The sequence below is a fragment of the Saccharopolyspora sp. NPDC000359 genome (assembly GCF_040300525.1).
GTDB lineage: Bacteria > Actinomycetota > Actinomycetes > Mycobacteriales > Pseudonocardiaceae > Saccharopolyspora.
In genome coordinates, this window is sequence record NZ_JBEPDU010000011.1 from 1 (window position 1) to 16,991 (window position 16,991).

Annotated in this window: 21 protein-coding genes; 4 read left to right on the top strand and 17 right to left on the bottom strand. The window is 72.7% G+C overall.

Going from position 1 to position 16,991, the window contains the following annotated elements; translation table 11 throughout:
* Window positions 1–464 (top strand): CBS domain-containing protein (locus ABT324_RS09660; protein ID WP_351174419.1); only part of this gene is annotated, 464 nt, incomplete at its 5' end.
* A 9-nt stretch (window positions 465–473) separates the two neighbouring features.
* Here ABT324_RS09660 and ABT324_RS09665 read toward each other — a convergent pair.
* The 10 genes from ABT324_RS09665 to ABT324_RS09710 all read right to left on the bottom strand — a co-directional run bounded on the left by ABT324_RS09665 (window position 474) and on the right by ABT324_RS09710 (window position 7,499).
* Window positions 474–1,262 carry a TIGR03084 family metal-binding protein gene (locus tag ABT324_RS09665; RefSeq protein WP_351174421.1) on the bottom strand — a complete coding sequence of 263 codons (789 nt, stop codon included), beginning with the start codon at window positions 1,260–1,262 and terminating at the stop codon, window positions 474–476.
* A 12-nt stretch (window positions 1,263–1,274) separates the two neighbouring features.
* Window positions 1,275–1,457, bottom strand: a complete 183-nt coding sequence (locus ABT324_RS09670; protein WP_351174423.1) for a hypothetical protein — start codon at window positions 1,455–1,457, stop codon at window positions 1,275–1,277.
* A gap of 171 nt (window positions 1,458–1,628) precedes the next feature.
* Window positions 1,629–2,213, bottom strand: a complete 585-nt coding sequence (locus ABT324_RS09675; RefSeq protein WP_351174425.1) for a class F sortase — start codon at window positions 2,211–2,213, stop codon at window positions 1,629–1,631.
* Between the two features lie 80 nt (window positions 2,214–2,293).
* Window positions 2,294–2,968 (bottom strand): GVDTG sorting domain-containing protein, encoded by a 675-nt coding sequence (locus ABT324_RS09680; protein ID WP_351174427.1) that lies wholly within the window; start codon window positions 2,966–2,968, stop codon window positions 2,294–2,296.
* Between the two features lie 614 nt (window positions 2,969–3,582).
* Window positions 3,583–4,701, bottom strand: a complete 1,119-nt coding sequence (gene pqqE / locus ABT324_RS09685) for a pyrroloquinoline quinone biosynthesis protein PqqE (RefSeq protein ID WP_351174429.1) — start codon at window positions 4,699–4,701, stop codon at window positions 3,583–3,585.
* The gene (gene pqqD / locus ABT324_RS09690) at window positions 4,694–4,963 is read right to left on the bottom strand and encodes a pyrroloquinoline quinone biosynthesis peptide chaperone PqqD (protein WP_351174431.1); all 270 of its coding nucleotides are present in this window, start codon (window positions 4,961–4,963) and stop codon (window positions 4,694–4,696) included. Before pqqD ends, pqqE begins: the two co-directional genes overlap by 8 nt.
* Entirely contained in the window at window positions 4,963–5,652 is a 690-nt protein-coding gene (pqqC, locus tag ABT324_RS09695) for a pyrroloquinoline-quinone synthase PqqC (RefSeq protein ID WP_351174433.1), read from the bottom strand. Before pqqC ends, pqqD begins: the two co-directional genes overlap by 1 nt.
* Window positions 5,649–6,548 (bottom strand): pyrroloquinoline quinone biosynthesis protein PqqB, encoded by a 900-nt coding sequence (pqqB, locus tag ABT324_RS09700; protein ID WP_351174435.1) that lies wholly within the window; start codon window positions 6,546–6,548, stop codon window positions 5,649–5,651. The genes pqqC and pqqB overlap by 4 nt, the downstream gene beginning before the upstream one ends.
* Before the next feature lie 67 nt (window positions 6,549–6,615).
* Window positions 6,616–6,729: a pyrroloquinoline quinone precursor peptide PqqA gene (gene pqqA / locus ABT324_RS09705; RefSeq protein WP_351174437.1), complete on the bottom strand. Its 114-nt coding sequence runs from the start codon at window positions 6,727–6,729 to the stop codon at window positions 6,616–6,618.
* A 206-nt stretch (window positions 6,730–6,935) separates the two neighbouring features.
* Window positions 6,936–7,499: a hypothetical protein gene (locus ABT324_RS09710; RefSeq protein ID WP_351174439.1), complete on the bottom strand. Its 564-nt coding sequence runs from the start codon at window positions 7,497–7,499 to the stop codon at window positions 6,936–6,938.
* Window positions 7,500–7,637: 138 nt separating this feature from the next.
* Between ABT324_RS09710 and ABT324_RS09715 the strand changes: the two genes are divergently transcribed.
* The 3 genes from ABT324_RS09715 to ABT324_RS09725 all read left to right on the top strand — a co-directional run bounded on the left by ABT324_RS09715 (window position 7,638) and on the right by ABT324_RS09725 (window position 10,364).
* On the top strand, window positions 7,638–8,417 hold the full coding sequence (locus ABT324_RS09715; RefSeq protein WP_351174441.1) for an NPP1 family protein: 780 nt from the start codon (window positions 7,638–7,640) through the stop codon (window positions 8,415–8,417).
* Between the two features lie 76 nt (window positions 8,418–8,493).
* Window positions 8,494–9,174 carry an HAD family hydrolase gene (locus ABT324_RS09720; RefSeq protein WP_351174443.1) on the top strand — a complete coding sequence of 227 codons (681 nt, stop codon included), beginning with the start codon at window positions 8,494–8,496 and terminating at the stop codon, window positions 9,172–9,174.
* Window positions 9,171–10,364, top strand: coding sequence for an MFS transporter (locus ABT324_RS09725; RefSeq protein ID WP_351174445.1), 1,194 nt, complete (start codon window positions 9,171–9,173; stop codon window positions 10,362–10,364). Before ABT324_RS09720 ends, ABT324_RS09725 begins: the two co-directional genes overlap by 4 nt.
* 6 nt (window positions 10,365–10,370) lie before the next feature.
* Here ABT324_RS09725 and ABT324_RS09730 read toward each other — a convergent pair whose 3' ends face one another.
* From ABT324_RS09730 to ABT324_RS09760, 7 genes are all read right to left on the bottom strand, one after another.
* Window positions 10,371–12,617, bottom strand: coding sequence for a translocation/assembly module TamB domain-containing protein (locus tag ABT324_RS09730; protein WP_351174447.1), 2,247 nt, complete (start codon window positions 12,615–12,617; stop codon window positions 10,371–10,373).
* A 134-nt stretch (window positions 12,618–12,751) separates the two neighbouring features.
* The gene (locus ABT324_RS09735) at window positions 12,752–13,738 is read right to left on the bottom strand and encodes a hypothetical protein (RefSeq protein WP_351174449.1); all 987 of its coding nucleotides are present in this window, start codon (window positions 13,736–13,738) and stop codon (window positions 12,752–12,754) included.
* Complete coding sequence (locus ABT324_RS09740) at window positions 13,735–14,037, bottom strand: type VII secretion target (RefSeq protein WP_351174451.1); 303 nt, start codon at window positions 14,035–14,037, stop codon at window positions 13,735–13,737. Before ABT324_RS09740 ends, ABT324_RS09735 begins: the two co-directional genes overlap by 4 nt.
* Window positions 14,037–14,453 carry a YbaB/EbfC family nucleoid-associated protein gene (locus ABT324_RS09745; protein WP_351174453.1) on the bottom strand — a complete coding sequence of 139 codons (417 nt, stop codon included), beginning with the start codon at window positions 14,451–14,453 and terminating at the stop codon, window positions 14,037–14,039. The genes ABT324_RS09740 and ABT324_RS09745 overlap by 1 nt, the downstream gene beginning before the upstream one ends.
* A gap of 23 nt (window positions 14,454–14,476) precedes the next feature.
* The gene (locus ABT324_RS09750) at window positions 14,477–15,295 is read right to left on the bottom strand and encodes an ESX secretion-associated protein EspG (RefSeq protein ID WP_351174455.1); all 819 of its coding nucleotides are present in this window, start codon (window positions 15,293–15,295) and stop codon (window positions 14,477–14,479) included.
* Window positions 15,292–15,639, bottom strand: coding sequence for a hypothetical protein (locus tag ABT324_RS09755; RefSeq protein ID WP_351174457.1), 348 nt, complete (start codon window positions 15,637–15,639; stop codon window positions 15,292–15,294). The genes ABT324_RS09750 and ABT324_RS09755 overlap by 4 nt, the downstream gene beginning before the upstream one ends.
* A 14-nt stretch (window positions 15,640–15,653) precedes the next feature.
* On the bottom strand, window positions 15,654–16,775 hold the full coding sequence (locus ABT324_RS09760; RefSeq protein WP_351174459.1) for a hypothetical protein: 1,122 nt from the start codon (window positions 16,773–16,775) through the stop codon (window positions 15,654–15,656).
* Window positions 16,776–16,991 lie beyond the last annotated feature (216 nt).

Here is a 16,991-nt window from a genome sequence, read left to right on the forward strand (position 1 = left end):
GCCGCGAAGGACTCATCGACCACTCCCAACACCGCCGACTCGCCCAAACCCTCTCCTCCCTCGAACACACCGTCACCGACGTCCTCGTCCCCATGGCGGACCTGATCACCCTGCCGCCGCGCCCGACGCTCGGCGACGTGGAACGGGCTGTGTCGGACACCGGGTTCTCGCGGTTCCCGATCCGCGACGAGGACGACGGCCTGCGCGGCTACCTGCACATCAAGGACATCCTCGACCAGATCGGGCACGACGACTCCACGCTGGTCGCCCCGTCCCTCGTCCGGCGGCTGCCGACGGTTCCGGCGGATGCGCGGTTGGACGAGGCCCTGGCCTCCCTGCGGCGCTCCGGCAGCCACCTGGCCACCGCCACCGACACCACCGGCACCCCCATCGGCGTCGTCGCGATGGAAGACCTCGTCGAGGAGTACGTCGGCACCGTCCGCGACACGACACACGTGCGCTGACGCGGACTTTCAGCTCCTCCGGCCGGGCTGGCGACCCGGGCCGGGATCGCCCGCGAAGGCCTGCGCGATGGGCAGCCACTGCTCAGCGGTGCTTCCGGTGGCGGTGACCGCCAGGTCGTCGCGGTGGCGGCGCTGGGTGACCAGCAGGCAGAAGTCCAGAGCGGTCCCGGTGACCCGGTCCGGCGCCTCTGGCGGACCCCAGGTCCACAGCTGGCCGTCCGGGGCGTTCAGCTCCACCCGCACCGGTGCGGTCGGCGCGGGCAGACCGTGCAGGGCGAAGGCGAAGCCCAGCGTGCGGACCCCGAGGTGGGCGACGTGCCGCAGCCTGGCGGTGGGCTCGCGGCGCACGCCGAGCGCGTCGACCACGTCCTGGCCGTGCGCCCAGGTCTCCATGATCCGCGCAGTCGCCATGGACGGGATCTTCATGGGCGGGCCGAACCACGGCACGCGGACGTTCTCCGGCGCTGCGACCAAGGCGCGCTGCAGGTCCGCCCGCCCAGCCCGCCAGCGCTCCAGCAGATCCTGCGGGGCCAACCGCGCGCCCTCGGCTGCGCCGTTGTCGACCGCCTCCCCGAGCGGAACCTCGGCAGTGCGCAGCTCCTCGCGGAACCCGTCGGGGTCGGTCACCGCGCGGTGCGCTTGGGCGTCCGTCCACGCCAGGTGGGCGATCTGGTGCGCGATGGTCCACCCCTCGGCGGGTGTGGGAAGGGCCCACTGCGCGGCGCCGAGGCCCGACACGACCGCGTCGAGCTCCGCGCTCTCGACGCGCAGGTCAGCCAGGACCGGTTTCTCGGGCATGCGTGCTCCTGCTCAGGCCAGGCGGAAGGCGGGCACGGTCTCGCTGGTCTCGGCGTGGTCGAAGCCGACCACGCGCGCGAGCTCGCGGTCCAGGGTGACCAGCTCCGCAGTGCCGAGCGCGGGCCCCAAGGCCAGCTGGGCGCTGCGGCAGCGCGCCGCGCCGCAGCTCACCTTCGCCCACCTCGGTGATGCCATGCCCGGCGATCACCGGGCGGGCCGCCGAGCTGGTCATCCTGCCTCCCCGCCGTCCGGTTCGCGGACCCCGTTCGGCGCGCGAGTGGTCCTGCCATCCTGGTGGCCGGGACGGCGAAACCGCAAGGGACCGCCCGGTGGACCGCCGGTGGGCGTCCACATCGGAGCGGGCTGTCAGCGGAGGTGGCCGTAGACGATCACGTTGTCCTGGTAGCTGCGCTGCGCCTCGTCGAAGGCTCCACCGCAGGTGATCAGACGGATCTCGGGGCGCGGCACGTCGCCGTAGACGGCTTCGGTGGGGAACCGGTCCTTCGGCGCGGTCTCCACCCTGTCGACCACGTAGGTCACCCGCGAACCGTCCACGCGGTCCACGGTCACCGGGTCACCGGGGCGGAGGTCGCGCAACCGGTAGAAGACGCCCGCCGCGGTGTAGGAGTCGACGTGGCCCAGCACGACGAACGGCCCGACCTCCCCGGCGCCGGGCCCGAGCCGGAACCAGCCCGCCTGCTCGGGTTCCTCGATCGGGGGAACCTCGGCCGAACCGTCGGGGTTGAGCCCGAGCGGCACCAGGGTCGACTGGACGTCGATGCGGGGGATGCTGATGGCCCGCGGGTGCGGATCGCCCGCGACCGGGCCGGTGGCCTCGGCGTGGGTGGCCACCGGCGGGGGCGCGGAACGGGCGTCGACCGGGTGGGGGTCGGCCGCCACCGCGACGGTCAGCACCACGACCGACCACAGCAGCAGGATCGCGGTTCGCACGGAGCACCTCCAGCCCGTTCGACGGCCGGAACGGGCTGGTGGTGCGCACCTCCCGGGCACGCACCACCAACCCGCCCGGATCAGTTGCGCTGCTCGGCGTGGCGACGGCGGTGCAGGTAGGCACCACCGGCGGCCAGCGCGGTCAGCGCCAGCCCGCCCACGGCCACCAGCGGGCCGGAGCTGTCGGTCTGCTCCTGCGCCATGGCGCCACCGCCCGCCTGGACGCCGCCCACCGGCTTCTGCTCGACCTGCGGCTGCTGGACGGGCATCGGCGCCTGCGGCTTGGCCGTCGGAGCCTGGGTCGGCCTGGCCTGCGTCGGGCTCACCGTCGGCTGCTGCTCCGGTTGCTGCTCCGGAGCCTGCTGCGGCGGTGCGGCCGGCGGCGGTGCGACGGCCGGTGGCGGTGCGATCGGCGGTGCGATCGGCGGCGGTGCGACGGCCGGTGGCGGTGCGACGTCGCACTCACCTGGCTTGCAGACAGGTGGCGGCGGGCACTCGTGCGGCTTGCAGTGCTGCGGGGGCTTGGGCTTGCAGTTGTGGTCCCCCGATGAGCACTGGCCGTGGTCCTGGCCGTGGCCCTGCGTCCCGTCTTCGCCCTGGTCCGTGTCCTGGTCCGGGTCCTGGTCCTGGTCCACCGCGAACACCGGCGGCGGTGCCTGGCCAGGTGCCGCACCGGCGGCCAGTGGGGTCAGGCTGAACGACGCGCCCAGCACAAAGGCGGCGATGCCGCCGATGCGTACAAGCTTTGCGGACACCTGAACCTCCTTTTGATCAGTTGAGTGGGAATTCCTCGCTCAAAATCATTTCCAGATCGCCTCGCGAGATTTGAAAGGAGGCTGTTCGTACGGTAAGCACCGAATTCGCGATCGGCAGCCGCAGGAATACATGATCATACGATCGGGGTGTAGTTGATGTGTCCAATCGGGATTGAACATCACTGATCGTGAACGCAAGGTCGAAAACGAGACGATCCCGGTTTGATTTGTCGACATTCGTCGATCTGGATCGGGTGACATGGTCACGGATCGTGACGTTAACTCTCCAGTGGGGGCGGGACTTCCCGTGTTTCGGTAGATCGAATTGTGCAGCGGTACCCCGTTGTGTTCGCCGGGGGTTCGAATTCGATCAGGCGCGGCGCTGATCCAGTTCCCAGGAATTGCGATCAAGGCCCTGGGGGAAATGATCGGAGCCATTGTTCGGCGATCTCGTAATTGTCGATCGATCAATTTTTCCGGAGGTGCCGCTTTGATCGTGCACTGTGGATGGTCGTGCTGGGGCCGGAGGCCCGGGGGCCGGTCACCAGCGCGCAGCGCCGGTTGGACGCGCGAGGTGTGCCAACCCGCCACGTTCGCCGTCGAAGCGCCGTGAGCTAGTCCTCCGGCTCGTCCCGGTCGAGCCGGGGCCCGGTGTCGCGCGGGTGCGGGCGCTGGGTCAGGACCGCTTCGCCGGGCTGTCCGGAGTTGGCTGCCCGGACCGCCTGGGCGACGAGCTCGTGGTCGGGGGACAGGGCGCAGACCGGGTCGGTGCGCGCGGCGTCACCGGTGAGCAGGAACGCCTGGCAGCGGCAACCACCGAAGTCCAGGTCCCGGCGGGAGCAGCTGCGGCACGGTTCCCCCATCCAGCCGATGCCGCGGAAGCGCTCGAACACCGGCGAGTGCGACCAGATCCAGGACAGCGGGTGCTCCCGCACGTTGGCGCGCGGCAGCGGGAGCTCCTGCGCGGCGGGGCAGGGGAGCACGTCGCCGTTGGGCGCGACCGTGAGCTGCCGGTGGCCCCAGCCGCCCATGCAGGGCTTGGGGTGCTGGCCGTAGTAGTCGGGCAGCACGTAGCTGATCTCCATCCGCTCGGCCAGCCGTTCGCGCGCGGCACGCACCACCACCTCCGCCCGGTCCAGCTGCGCCCGGCTGGGCAGCAGGGCGCTGCGGTTGCGCCGCGCCCAGCCGTAGTACTGGGTGTTGGCCAGCTCGACGCGGTCGGCGCCCAGGCGTTCGGCGAGGGCGAGGATGTCGGCGATGCCGTCGATGTTCAGCCGGTGCAGCACCACGTTCAGCGTCAACGGCCAGCCCAGCTGCTTCACCAGGTGCGCGCCCGCGATCTTGCGCTGGAACGACGTGGTGCCCGCGATCTGGTCCGAGATGCCCGCCTCGTGGGCCTGGATGCTGATCTGCACGTGGTCGAGCCCGGCGGCCCGCAGCCGTTCGGCCCGCTGGGCGGACAGGCCCAGGGCGCTGGTGATGAGGTTGGTGTACATGCCGAGGTCGTGGGCGGTGCGCACGATGTCCACCACGTCGCGGCGCTGCAGCGGTTCGCCGCCGGACAGGTGCAGCTGCAGCACGCCGAGCTCGCGGGCCTCGGCCAGCACCCGCTGCCACTGCCCGGTGTCCAGCTCGTCCCGGTACCCGGCCATCTCCAGCGGATTGGAGCAGTACGGGCAGTGCAGCGGGCAGGCGTAGGTGAGCTCGGCGAGCAGGCCGAACGGACTAGGCATCCCGGACCTCCAGGTACCGCTTGGCCGCCAGGCGGGCGAGGAACTGCGCCACCTCGTCGGGTGCCACGCGCTCGTAGCGCCCGCGCAGCTCCTGGACGATCTCGGTGATGCTGTGCCGCCCGTCGCACAGCTCCAGGACCGCCGCACCGGTCGGGTTGAGCACCGACACCGCTTCCGGCGCCAGCAGCAGGTGCTGCTCGCGCACGTGGTCGAAGGTCACGCGCACGTGCGGGGTGAGCGCGGGGCGGCTGGACCCGTCCATCACACCGGATCCGGGTAAGCCCGGTCGATGGCGTCGAGGACGCTCCAGAGCACGTCGCACTTGAACGACAAGGCGTCGACCGCACGGGCCTGCTCCTCGGCGGTGCGGCAGTGCTCGGTCACCACCTCCATCGCGTGCTCGGCGTCGCGCGGGGCCTGGGTGAGGCGGGCCCGGAAGTAGTCCAGGCCGTCCGGGTCGATCCACGGGTAGTGGCGCTCGAAGGCCGCGAGGCGCTCGGCCATCAGGTCCGGGGCGAACAGCTCGGTCAACGACGACGCCACCGCCTCCACCCACGGCCGGGTGCGGGCGAAGGTCACGTAGGCGTCGACGGCGAAGCGCACCCCGGGCACCACGTGCCGCTCGTCGAGCACCTCCGCGCGGGTCAGCCCGACCGCCTCGGACAGCCGCAGCCAGGCCTCGATGCCACCGTCCTCGCCCACCGCGCCGTCGTGGTCGAGGATTCGCTGGACCCACCTCCGGCGGACCTCCCGGTCCGGGCAGTTGGCCAGGATCGCGGCGTCCTTGCGGGGGATGCTCTGCTGGTAGTGGAAGCGGTTGGCCACCCAGCCCCGGATCTGCCCCGGGGTCAACCGGCCCTCGTTCATCCGCACGTGGAACGGGTGCTGGTGGTGGTACCGCTGCGACTGGGCCCGCAACGCCGCGGTGAAGTCGTCGATGCGCGTGGTCACGGTGTCAACCGCACCTCCAATCCGTCGGTCGCCACCTCGAAGCCGTGCTGCTCGACGGTGCGCCGCTCGGGCGAGTCGTCGAGCAGGACCAGGTTGGTGTTGTTGATGTGCAGGTAGATCTTGCGCTCGGCGGGCAGCGCGGCCAGCCGCCGCAGGCTGCCGTCCGGGCCGGCGATGGGCAGGTGGCCCATGTCCCGAGAGGTCTTGTCGGCCAGCCCGAGCCGGACCATCTCGTCGTCGTGCCAGCAGGTCCCGTCGACGAGCAGGCAGTCGGCGGCGGCCAGCTCGGCCAGCACCGCCGGGGTGAGCTCCTGCACGCCCGGCAGGTGCACCGCGGTGCGCTTGGTGGTCTCGTCGGTCAACCGGTAGCCGACCACCCGTCCGTGCTCGCGGCCGGGGCCGAACCGGTTGCGCTTGCTGGTCGGCACGTCGAAGGCCCGGTAGGACAACCCGCCGCCCAGCGGCGTGTCCACGCCGGGCACGACCTCCCGCCAGATCACCGCGCAGTAGGCCTCCAGGGTGCGCAGGACCGCCGTTGCGCGGCAGAGGGTTTCGCGCACCGCGGCGGTGGCGTGCAGCTCGAGGGACTTCGCCTCGCGGAGCAGCAGCAGGCCGAGGGTGTGGTCCAGCTCGGCGTCGGTGAGCAGCACTGCTCGCAGCGGGGTGGCCCGCCCCGCGCCCGGGCGCAACGCGGGGAAGGACTCGATCTGGGTGCGGATGTCCGGTGAGGCGTTGAGCAGGAACCACCGCTGGTGGTCGGCGCTCACCGCGACTGAGGACTGGGTGCGGGGGCTGGCGGGACGAGCACCCGAGCGCACCGCGGAGCAGTTCGGGCAACCGCAGTTCCACTGCGGAAAACCACCACCGGCCGCCGAACCGAGCACCCGCAACCACATTCCGACGCTCCTCGCTGGGGGTCCGGGCGGGCACCGGAGCGTGCGCCCGGCACCCGCGGCGCAGTCGCTAGTCCTCCAGCTGCGCGACGTACATCGTCACTTCGGCGGCACAACCGACCTCGTCGAAGTCCGGTGCCTCCCAGGCGAGCAGTTCCGGGTGCGCAGCAGCGGATTCCATCATCCGCCCCCTTCTTCCCTACCGGGTTCCGGCCGAGCGGGCTCGGTCCGGGGCGTGCGAAGGTGGACAGGGCGTCCCCGAGGGGTGTACCGACCATAACGGGACAGCGCCCACCGCCCCAGGTTCCCCACCCGACTGGCTCAGTGGTCGACGCGCCGGGATCGACTGCCCGGTGGCGGCCGCTGCTGCTTTCTGTCTGGTGTGGACGGTCAGTCTGCCTGTCGCTCGAACTGCTCCGCCGTGGTGACGCCGCGGTCCAGCACCGCCCGGTACACCTCGTGGCCGGGGACCTCGGGTAGCGCGGACTTGATGTGCAGGATGGCGCGGCGGTGGTCGTCGGTGAGCCGCGGGGGCAGGGTGCGCAGGTGCTCGAGGTCGGGCTGGCGGTCCGGCTCGTCGACGAACCAGATGTCCAGCGTCCACTCCTGATCGGCCGGGCTGCGGTACTCGACGCCGAGGTAGAGGCCGTCGGGGTAGCGCGGGTCGGTGTTCCAGTGCCCGGTGTCGTCGCGGAAGCGGACCTGGCGAACCCGGTCGTGGACGGCGAGTTCGGCCCCGACACCGGCCACGGCCGACTTCGCCGCCAGGTCGAGCCGCGGGCAGATCACCGTGATGTCGAGGTCGCGGCGCACCATCAACCCCAGCGCGGCGCTGCCCACGCGCACCGGTTCGCCCAGCGCACCCAGCAGCTCGCCGAGCCGGAGGTCGGCGTGCACGAGGTCGGCTTCGGCCTGGAGTTCGCGTTGCTGCGCCAACGGTTCTGCGGAGTCCATCCCGAGTGATCCTGCCACCAGCGCTGATCCGGCGGTGCGCCGCGGTCGGCGAAAAGTCGCCAGCGGTGTTCCGGCACGTCCGGCGGTGTGCGTAGGGTCGAGCTGATCTTCGCGTGCCGAGCGGGAGGGGCTGTTGACATGGCTGCTGCGCGGCGGAAGTCGGCCAGCGGGTTCGCCGCTCGGGCGCTCGTCGGAGCATCGGCGCTGGTGCTCGTGCTGCCGGGGGCGGCGTTCGCGGAGCCACCCGCGGCGCTTCCAGGGTCCGCCCCGGAAGCCGACCTGAAGTGGCAGCCCGCGTTCGACTACGACGGCGACGGCTGCTACCCGACCCCGGCGATCGGGCCGGACGGCGCGGTGGCCGAAGGCCTCAAGCCCTCCGGTTCGCTCAGCGGCGACTGCCACGACGAGGCGGACCTGGCCAACACCAACTCCTACTCCCGCGCCAAGTGCGACCCGAGCGGCTGGTGCGCCTACCTCTACGACCTGTACTTCGAGAAGGACCAGGCGCTCGACGGAGTGGACGACATCTTCGGGCACCGGCACGACATCGAGCACGTCGTGGTGTGGGTGCACCAGGACCGGGCGGAGTACGTCTCGGCCTCCGCGCACGGCGACTACTCGACCCGCCCCGCCGGGGAGGTGTCCTGGGAGGGCACCCACCCCAAGATCGTCTACCACAAGGACGGGGTCAGCACGCACGCCTTCCGCTTCGCCAACCCCGACGAGCAGCCGGAGAACCACCGCGGCACCTGGCAGCACCCACCGCTGGTGGGCTGGGAGGACTACCCGGCGGGCATCCGGGACCAGCTCACCTCGGCCGACTTCGGCTCGGCGAGCCTGGCGATCTCCGACGGCGCCTTCGCCGACAACCTGGCCAAGGCCAAGCCGGAGGGCATCCCGTTCGACCCCCACGGCTGATGCCCGGTTCGTGCCCTGGTCCCGCACGCGGTCGTCCGGTTGACTGCCGACCAGCCGAACACCGAGGAGGGAGACCGTGGCGGTCAGCGAGACCGGGGTGCGGGCGGAGGTCGCGCACGTCGTGTGGGACTGGAACGGGACGCTGTTCGACGACGTCGACGCGCTGATCCAGTCCACCATCGAGGCATTCGAGGTGACCGGGCTGCCCCCGGTGACCGTGGAGCAGTACCGCAGGCAGCACACCCAACCGATCGACCTGTTCTACGACCGGCTCTTCGGCGGCCCGGTGCCACCTGACGTGCGGAGCGCGCTGCACGCGGCGTTCCACGCGGCCTACTCGCGGCGCAGGCCGAGGTTGTCGCTGGCGGCCGAAGCCCACGAGGCGCTGGGCGCGATCGCCGCGCGGGGGCTGTCGCAGTCGCTGCTGTCGATGTACCCGCACGACCGCTTGACCTCGCTGGTCGACGGGTTCGACATCACCGGGCACTTCGCGCGCATCGACGGCCAGCGCGGCCCGGACCGCGGGTTCAAGCGCGCGCACCTCGCCGAGCACCTGACGCGGCTGGGACTGGCGGGCGAGGGCGTGCTGCTGATCGGCGACAGCGTCGACGACGCGGTCGCGGCCAGGGGAGTCGGAACGCGGTGCGTGCTCTACGCCAGCGGCCTGCACGCCACCGAAGCCCTGGCCGAGCAAGGGTTCCCGGTCGTCACGTCCCTGCGCGCGGCGGTCCGGCACGCGATGGGGGAGGTCCGGTGAGCGCCGGAGCGGAGATCAGCACCAATCAGGGCTCGGTCGTGGCGGTGCTGCGCTCCCGCCACGTGCCGAGGTTGCTGTCGGCCTCGCTGATCGGGCGGCTGCCGACGGGTATGGCACCGCTGGCGATCCTGCTGACCGTTCGCGAGCACGGCGGGGATTACCGCCTGGCCGGTCTGCTCGCCGCGCTCTACGCCGGGAGCGCCGCGGTGTGCGGGCCGGTGCTGGGGCGGCTGATCGACCGGACCCGCCAGGCCCCGGTGCTGTTGGCCAGCGCGGCGGCCTCGACCGCGGCGTTCCTGGTGCTGGGCCTGGTCGACCCGGTGCGCTCGGTGGCGGTCGGCGCGGTGGCATCCGTGGTCGCGGGCGCGGCGACCCCGCAGCTGGAGCCGTGCCTGCGGGTGCTCTGGGAGCACGTCGTGGTGGGCGAGCACCACATCCGCGCGGCGTTCTCGCTGGACGCGGCCACCCAAGAGCTGATCTTCGTGTGCGGACCGCTGGTGGTTCTCGGGGTGAGCGCATTCGGCGGGCCGTCCGCGGGCCTGGTCGCGGCTGCCGCGGTGGGGCTGCTCGGCGCAGCGTGGTTCGCCACCGCCCGCCCGGCGCGGGCCTGGCGTGGCACGCCCGTGGAGCGGCACTGGGCTGGGCCGCTGCGCGGCGCGGGCGTCCTGCGGTTGTTCGCCGCGCTGGTCTGCGTAGGCGCCACCATCGGAGCTTTCACCGTGGGCATCACGGGATACGCTGAGGTGGCGGGCAACCCGTCGGCGTCGGGGTGGCTGATCGCGCTCAACGCGGCCGGTGCGCTGGTCGGCGGACTCGCCTACACCGCGGTTCCCGCCGCGCACCGCGAGGACCGCCGGCTGCTGGTGCTGCTGGCGTTGCTCGCCGTCGGGTACCTGCCGCTGGTCCTGGTCCTGGGCATCCCGGTGATGGCGGTGTTCGCCTTCCTCAGTGGCTGCGCCCTGCCCGCGGTGCTGGCCTCGTCCTTCGCCCTGATCGCGCGCATGGCACCGGAAGGCACGCTGACCGAGGCGCACGCCTGGATGATCACCTCGTTCGGCGTCGGCAACGCGGTGGGTTCGGCAGCCGCGGGCATGCTGCTGGACCTGGTCTCGCCCGCAGCGGCATTCACCGCGGCCACGGTGGCCGCCTGCGCCAGCACGGCCCTCGCCCTCCGCCGGCTCCTCGGTTGAGCCCGGTCAGCGTTCGCGGTGGAGGGCCCGGCTGACGCCCGCGGCGACCGTGGTGGCCAGCGTCCAGCCAGCGGTCACCAGGGCCACCGTGACCCACTGGGACAGGCCGCGGGCCTGCCACATGTCGTCGTGGCCGAGGCTAACCACCGGCAGCATCTGGTCCAACGTGTACAGGACCGGGTTCCACACCGGGCGGTCCTGCTCGTTGACCGGCACCAGCGGGTGGGCGCTGAACCAGGCGGTGCCCACCACCGCGAACGCGGCCAGCCAGGCCACCGCCCGGATCGGCCGATACCCGTAGCCGACGGTGGCCCGCTGCAGCCAGCTCCACAACTGCACCGGCCAGCGCAACCCGCGGCGCGCGGTGCGGGCGATCGCCGCGTAGCGGTGCCGCTGCTTCTCGATCAGCACCGAGATCGCGTGCTCCTCCAGCCCGTTGCTGCGGAAGACCTCGGCGAGCTGGTCGTAGGGACCCGGCTGGTAGGCCCCGCCGGCGGTGGCGCGCAGCCAGCCCAGCCGCTGGCGCACCCGCTGCCGGTCGTCGATCTCGAAGGACTCGGCGAAGTTCTGGTAGGAGAAGTCCTCGCAGTCCACCCCGCGGCTGGACTCCCACACCGCGGAGTTGTCGGCGAGCAGCTCGCACTGCGCCTGCCGCAGCGTGACCCGGCCACGCGGCGGGGTGCGCGGCAGCAGCGTGAGCTCCTGGGTCTGCACCCCGGAGGCGTTAAACGCGGTCCGCGACGCCCCGTCGCCGAGCTCGCAGCCCCAGAAGTTGACGTGCCGCCCGATCTGCGACCACCGCAGCTGCACGGTTCCCTCGGCGAGGAACGCCTGCTCGCCCTCCGCGCAGATCAGGTCGCGCTCGATGCGCGCCGCGCGCAGGTCCAGCGAGGGCTTGTAGTTGTTGCGGTGGTGGTGCCAGGCGGGTTTGGTCAACCGCGCGCCGCGCAGGTCGAGGTTCGCCCCGACCTGCGCACCGGGCAGCTGCAACGAGCCGACCACCTCGACGGCCCGGCACTCCAGGTTGCTGCCCACCGAAAGCCGGCTGCCCACCAGGACGTCGGTGCGCGGTCCGGTCAGCTGCGCCCGGTTGAGCTGGACGCTGCCGCCGACCCGGACGTCGGTCATCCGCCACTGCCCGCGCACCGCGACGGCCTGCGCGTCGAGGTTGCCCGACACCCGCGCCCCGTCCAGGTTCACCGCGCGCACCGGCTGCAGCACCGACTCGGCGGGGGAGCGCAGCCAGCCCACGTCGACGGTGGCCCCGGCCATCCGCAGGTTTCCGCCCACCACCGCGCTGACCAGGCGCAGCGTGCCGCCGCTGCGGAAGTCCTGGTCGAGCTGCACGTCCCCGCGGATCTCGCAGCGGTCGGCGATCAGCGCCGCGATGGTGTCGTCGTAGTCCGAGTCGCCCCGCCGCGGCCGCCGGGCGCCGGGTTCCAGCACGGCGTCCCGCAGCCGCAGGTCGCCGGAGATGTGCGCGCTGGGCAGGCGGAGCGTGCCTGCGGCGGAGAAGGGCCGACCGGTCAGCGGGTCGACGTCGAGCCGCAGCGAGCCGCCCATGCGGATGCCGGTGGCGTTGATCGCGTTCCCGCCGCGGTTGCGCAGGGCCCCGCCGGACAGCGTCAGGTTGCCGCCGATCTTGGCGCCGGGGATGCGGATCTCACCGGCGGTCCGCAACCGGATGCCCAGCAGCGCACCGGAGACCGACAGGCGGTCGGCGTAGACGCAGCGCTGCCCGGGGTTGCGCAGTTCGCTGTCGTTGAGCAGCAGCGACCCGCCGAGGTCGGCGTCGGCCAGGTCGAGGATGCCGCCGACGCTGGCGCAGTCGCGCAGCACCACGTCGTTGCTGACCGCGAGGTTGCGCGCGTGCACGCCGGGGAACCGGCAGTGCCACAGCACCAGTCCGGCCAACCGGGCCTGCCGCAGGTCCGGGGCGGTTTCGAAGCGGCAGCCCACGAACTCCAGCAGGTAGGGCAGGTCGACGTTGCGCAGGTCCAGCTGGCCGGTGATCGAGGCGTGCTCCACGACGATGACCAGCGGCTGGGCGCCGCGCCGGGAGAACAGGCGCCCGCCATCCTCCAGCGACTCGACCAGCCGGGCGGCGAGGTACTCGCCGCGGATCTGCTGCTCGGCACCGGGAATCCCCGCGGGGGCCGCCCGGTCGGTGGTCGACTCCGCTGTCCTGCCCTGCGCCAGCAGCTCGTCGAACCGGCGCTCGGCGTCGGTCAGCGGCTCCGCGGTGTTGCTCACCCAGCCAGTCAATGTTCGTCCCATCGACCACGAACTCACCGCCTCCACCGTAGTGGACCGGTGACCGGGCGGCGGCGGGTTTCACCCGGCACGCGCAACGGCGTGCCACCGCCGGGCGGTGGCACGCCGCGGGATCAGGCGCGGCTGGGCGGATCCGCCCGCTCGTTGGACCAGGACGGCGGGGTGAAGGTCGCGGTGAACGTGATGCCCGGCTTCGGCCGGGTGTCGGACGTCCCGGTGCCGCTCGGCTCCTCCCGCGTGCTGTCCCCGTCGGGGGCCGGGAGGCTGCCGGACATCGAGGTGGGCAGCGTGCTCGACGTCGGCCCGGTGCCGGAAGTCGTTGTGGTGCTCGACGTTCCGGTCGACTGCTGCACGAGGTCGCTGATCGTGGAGATCGCGTCGGTGAGGGCGCTGACCGCCTTCGTCGTCGTCCCCACGTGCTGCATCAGGTTCTGCGCGCTGGAGAGCAGCTGCTGCATGACCGCCACGACCCGACCGCCGTACTCGGCCGCGACCTGCACCGCCTGCGGGATCGCCGCCGCCACGCTGGCGCCGAAGGTCGCCGCCGCCGCGGCCACCGCCTGGTTGAGGATCAGGACGATCTTGCCGGTGGCTTCGGTGACCAGCGCGGTGACCTCCTGCAGCGCCTTCGCGGCGGCCTCGCCCGCCCCGGCCGCCGCTTCCGCCAGCGCCACGCTCGCGTCGCCGAGCCCGGCGATGCCGTCCACCAGCTCCGCCCCGGTCTTGAAGTACCCGGCCGCGGCCTCGCCCGACCAGCTGCTGGTCTCCGGGCCCACCGACCGCTGGTAGGAGTCGGCGATCGCGGAGACGTTGCGCCCGGTGTCCTGGAAGCCCTGCGAACCGGCGGAGATCGTGCTGGGGTCACCGGCCAGCTGCTGCATCGGTTCCTCGAGGAACGACACCGACGAGGTGATGAAGCCGAACCCGGAGTCCGACAGCACCGACAGCGGGCTGCTCGGCTGACCGGGGGAGTCGCCCCCGGGGGTGGCGCCGCTGAGGCCCCCGGACAGCCACCCGCGGTCGCGGACCGCCGCGATGGTCGACTTCAGTTGCTCGAGCTCCTCCGGCCGCGTCGCGCCGATCGTGATCTGCACCGTCATCGCGAGTCCTCCCGCAGCAGCCGCACCGCGTTGTCGTCGTCGGTGCGCTCGTAGTCCTCGGCGGTCTGCACCAGCGCCGAGCTGACCGCCTCCGCCGCCGAGGAGGCCTGGGCGATGGCCTGCCCGGTCTGGGCCATGGCCGAGCCCAGCCCGGCGGTGAGGAACTGCAGGAACGTGCCGAGCGAGTTCTCCGCCGGGCCGTCGGGCACCGCACCGGCCGCGTCGGAGAGCCCGCCCGCGAGGCCGCTGACGGTGTTGGCGTGCGCCCGGATCTGGGCAGGATCGACCTGCAGGTCCATCAGACGATCACCACCGGGTTGGCGAAGAAGTCGTCGTCATCGTCGGTGTCCCGGCGAGGACCGGTCTCGACCCCGGCGGCGGGCGGCATGTTCTCCTTCACGAAGTCCAGCGCCGGACCGTCCCCGACGTACTCGGTCATGATCTCCACGACCTGCGCCCCGACGGTGCGCTGCGCTTCCTGCGCGGTCGCCAGGATGAGCTGCGCCAGCTGCTCGGCCTCCATCGCCCGCGCCGCGGGCGTGAGCCGGATGTCCTCCATCGCGCCGCTGGGCCCGACCTGGACGGTGATCTCACCGCGCGGCGAGGTCGCGGTCCCGCTCATCTGGCTCAGGCTCTCGTTGGCGGCCTTGGCATCCGCCGCTGCCCTGGCGAGCCGTTCGTCGTACCCGGCCAGCCACTGCGCTGCTGCTTCCACTGCTCCTCCGAAGTCTCCGCTGCTCACCGCGGCTCGCGGGCGGTCCTGGCCAGATCCTCGACCGCGAACCGCACGTCGTTCTGCCGCATCGGGTTGATGCTCACCCAGCCGTGCTTGGCCGGTACCACCCGCACCCGCCCGCGCGGCCCGTCCAACCAGGACAGCTCAGCCCCGGCCCGGCTGCTGGTGCCCAGGTCGCGTCGGGTCGCCCCGACCTGGCCGCGCCCGGTCAGCACCGGCAGCAGCCCGACGAGCTCGTCCAGCGCACCCGGGTCGCCGCCGCAGTCGCGGACGAGCTCGCGCAGCCGCTGCTCCTTCTCCCGGTCGTCCTCGACCTCGCCGACCAGCTGAGCCGCGGTGGCCACCGCGCGCTCGGGCAGCGTGATCGGCATCGTGCGGGCCGGTGGCACGTCGGGCACCAGGGCGAGCAGCTCGTCGGTGAGCGAATCCGCCGCAACCCGGTGCATCCGCACCGGCTGCGCCGGGTCGCCGTCCAGCGGCTGCACGCAGATCAGCGCCCACGACCGGTAGACGACTGCCACCACCGCCGTGACCCCGGATTCGCCGACCAGCACCAGGTCGACCGTCCCGCGGTGCTGGCGCAGGGCGGTGACCAGCTCAGCGGCCGCCCCGGCCGGGCCGTCCTCGTCGGCGAACCCGCGCAGCTGGAGCGTGTGCCCGGCGGTGGCCAGCAGCACCTCCCGCTCCCCGGCGATGCGGCCGAAGGACGGCACCCGCAGCGGGAACGGCATCGGCACCCCGGCGTGGGTGGCCAGCAGGTCCAGCTCGACCTGTCCGAAGTGGATGGGCGTGGAGGTGCGCCGCGCCGACGCCGTGGTCATGCCTGGTCACCCCCGGTGTTGCGCAGTGCCTGCGCGGCGTCGTCGTCGGTGGCCAGGTAACCGGTGACGGTTTCGCCCAGCGCGGTGCGGAAGTTGTGCAGCTCGGTGTCGGCCGCGCTGATCTCGCCACTGAGCCCGGACCGGCCACCGGCCTCGCGCAGCCGCACCGCCAGGTGGATCGCCGGCGGCGCGGTGCCCAGCTGCGGCAGCCGCTCGGCCAGCCGACCGGCCGAACCGACCAGGCCGGTGGTGCGCTCGCGGAGCCCGGAGAGCGCTTCGACCTGCGCGGAGAGGTCCTGCGGGGCGACCTGGTAGCCGCGCCCCGCTGCTGCTTCAGAAGTCAACGTTCGCTCCTGCATCATCCGATGACCGGGGCGCTGGCCGGTCGGTCGTCGTCGAAGAGTTTCTGGTCGATGGTGGGCAGGCGGTTCTCGTGCACCTGCTCGTCGTCGTCTTCCAGCCCGCGTCGCGCACCGGCCCCGGGCATCATGCCGCCGTTGCCCGCGCCTCGACCGGCCAGCGCGCCGAGGCCGCCGGAGCGCGCCAGGGCCGCGTCCAGCGCACCAGCGCCGCTGCGCGGCCCGCCAGCCAGCTGGTCCGCGCCCACCAAGCGGCTCCACGGCACACCGCCGCCACCGGCACCGCCCGCGCCGCCGCCGAATCCGGCGGCGACGGTCGAGGCGGGGGAGTTGAACGCGGCGGCTTCGGTGGAGCCGGGCGGTGCGATCGCCTGGCTGCTGTTGAGCAGGCTCGTCTCGTACTGCTGCATGACGTGCACCGCCTCGGCCTTCCTCTGCGCGGCCGCGACGTGGGACAGGAACAAGCTGCCGCCGCCCGCGGCCACCGCGCCGATGGCGGCCCCCATCAAGGCACCGGGGCCAGCTCCGACACCACCGGCACCAGCACCGACAATCCCGCCGATGGCCGCACCGGCACCAGCTCCAGCCACCGCGCTGGACAGCGCAGCCCCGGTCGGGTCGCCGGGCGGCGGGGGCATCGTGTTGCGCGCGACAGCGAGCGCGTCACCCGCCTCCTGGGTGGCGCCCTGCACGGTGCTCGCGCGGTCGCTGATCCCGGAGGTGCGGTCGCCGAGCTCGCCGAGCTGGGTCGTGGCCAGCCCGGCGGACTCGCTGCTCCAGCTCGCCTGCATGGCGGTGCGCTGCTGGCGCATGGACTCCGCGTGGTCGGCCAGCTCGGTGCTGTGCTGACCCCACTCGGCGGCCATCGTGCTGACCTCGCCGACGTCGGCCTGCTCCCACAGCATCTGGTAGAGCTCTTCGTGCGAGTAGGCGTTCCAGTTGGTGCCGTCGGGCGGGATCGGCGATCCGAAGTAGCCCTCCCAGACGTTGCGCAGGGCGTCCACGACCGGCACCAGCAGCGCTCCGGCAGGACCGGCCTGCGCCAGCGCGGAGGTGGCGGCAGCGGCCAGGTCCTGCACCCCGGCCGAGGCCGTGTCGATCAGGTTCGCTTCGTCGCTCATCTGCGGTTTTCTGCCTCCCAGAGCGGCGCACCGCCGCGATGCGCCGACCAATGAGTTCCCAGTGGGGGCGCGAGTGCTGCGGGCCTGAGCAGGCCCGGCAGGTGCCCGCTTCCCCCAGGAACGGACACCTGACCAAGATCACCACAACAGCGGTCGCGAATCATCCGCAACATTGCTGATGTTTCGAAGGAACCGCGCTGACCTGCGAACACCCGA

What these genes read in the sequence shown, in the direction of transcription:
- ABT324_RS09665 (WP_351174421.1), bottom strand. Translation starts at nt 1,262, where the DNA reads ATGCCCGAGAAACCGGTCCTGGCTGACCTGCGCGTCGAGAGCGCGGAG.
- ABT324_RS09670 (WP_351174423.1), bottom strand. Translation starts at nt 1,457, where the DNA reads ATGGCATCACCGAGGTGGGCGAAGGTGAGCTGCGGCGCGGCGCGCTGC.
- pqqE (WP_351174429.1), bottom strand. Translation starts at nt 4,701, where the DNA reads ATGCCTAGTCCGTTCGGCCTGCTCGCCGAGCTCACCTACGCCTGCCCG.
- pqqD (WP_351174431.1), bottom strand. Translation starts at nt 4,963, where the DNA reads ATGGACGGGTCCAGCCGCCCCGCGCTCACCCCGCACGTGCGCGTGACC.
- pqqB (WP_351174435.1), bottom strand. Translation starts at nt 6,548, where the DNA reads ATGTGGTTGCGGGTGCTCGGTTCGGCGGCCGGTGGTGGTTTTCCGCAG.
- pqqA (WP_351174437.1), bottom strand. Translation starts at nt 6,729, where the DNA reads ATGATGGAATCCGCTGCTGCGCACCCGGAACTGCTCGCCTGGGAGGCA.
- ABT324_RS09710 (WP_351174439.1), bottom strand. Translation starts at nt 7,499, where the DNA reads ATGGACTCCGCAGAACCGTTGGCGCAGCAACGCGAACTCCAGGCCGAA.
- ABT324_RS09715 (WP_351174441.1), top strand. Translation starts at nt 7,638, where the DNA reads ATGGCTGCTGCGCGGCGGAAGTCGGCCAGCGGGTTCGCCGCTCGGGCG.
- ABT324_RS09735 (WP_351174449.1), bottom strand. Translation starts at nt 13,738, where the DNA reads ATGACGGTGCAGATCACGATCGGCGCGACGCGGCCGGAGGAGCTCGAG.
- ABT324_RS09740 (WP_351174451.1), bottom strand. Translation starts at nt 14,037, where the DNA reads ATGGACCTGCAGGTCGATCCTGCCCAGATCCGGGCGCACGCCAACACC.
- ABT324_RS09750 (WP_351174455.1), bottom strand. Translation starts at nt 15,295, where the DNA reads ATGACCACGGCGTCGGCGCGGCGCACCTCCACGCCCATCCACTTCGGA.
- ABT324_RS09760 (WP_351174459.1), bottom strand. Translation starts at nt 16,775, where the DNA reads ATGAGCGACGAAGCGAACCTGATCGACACGGCCTCGGCCGGGGTGCAG.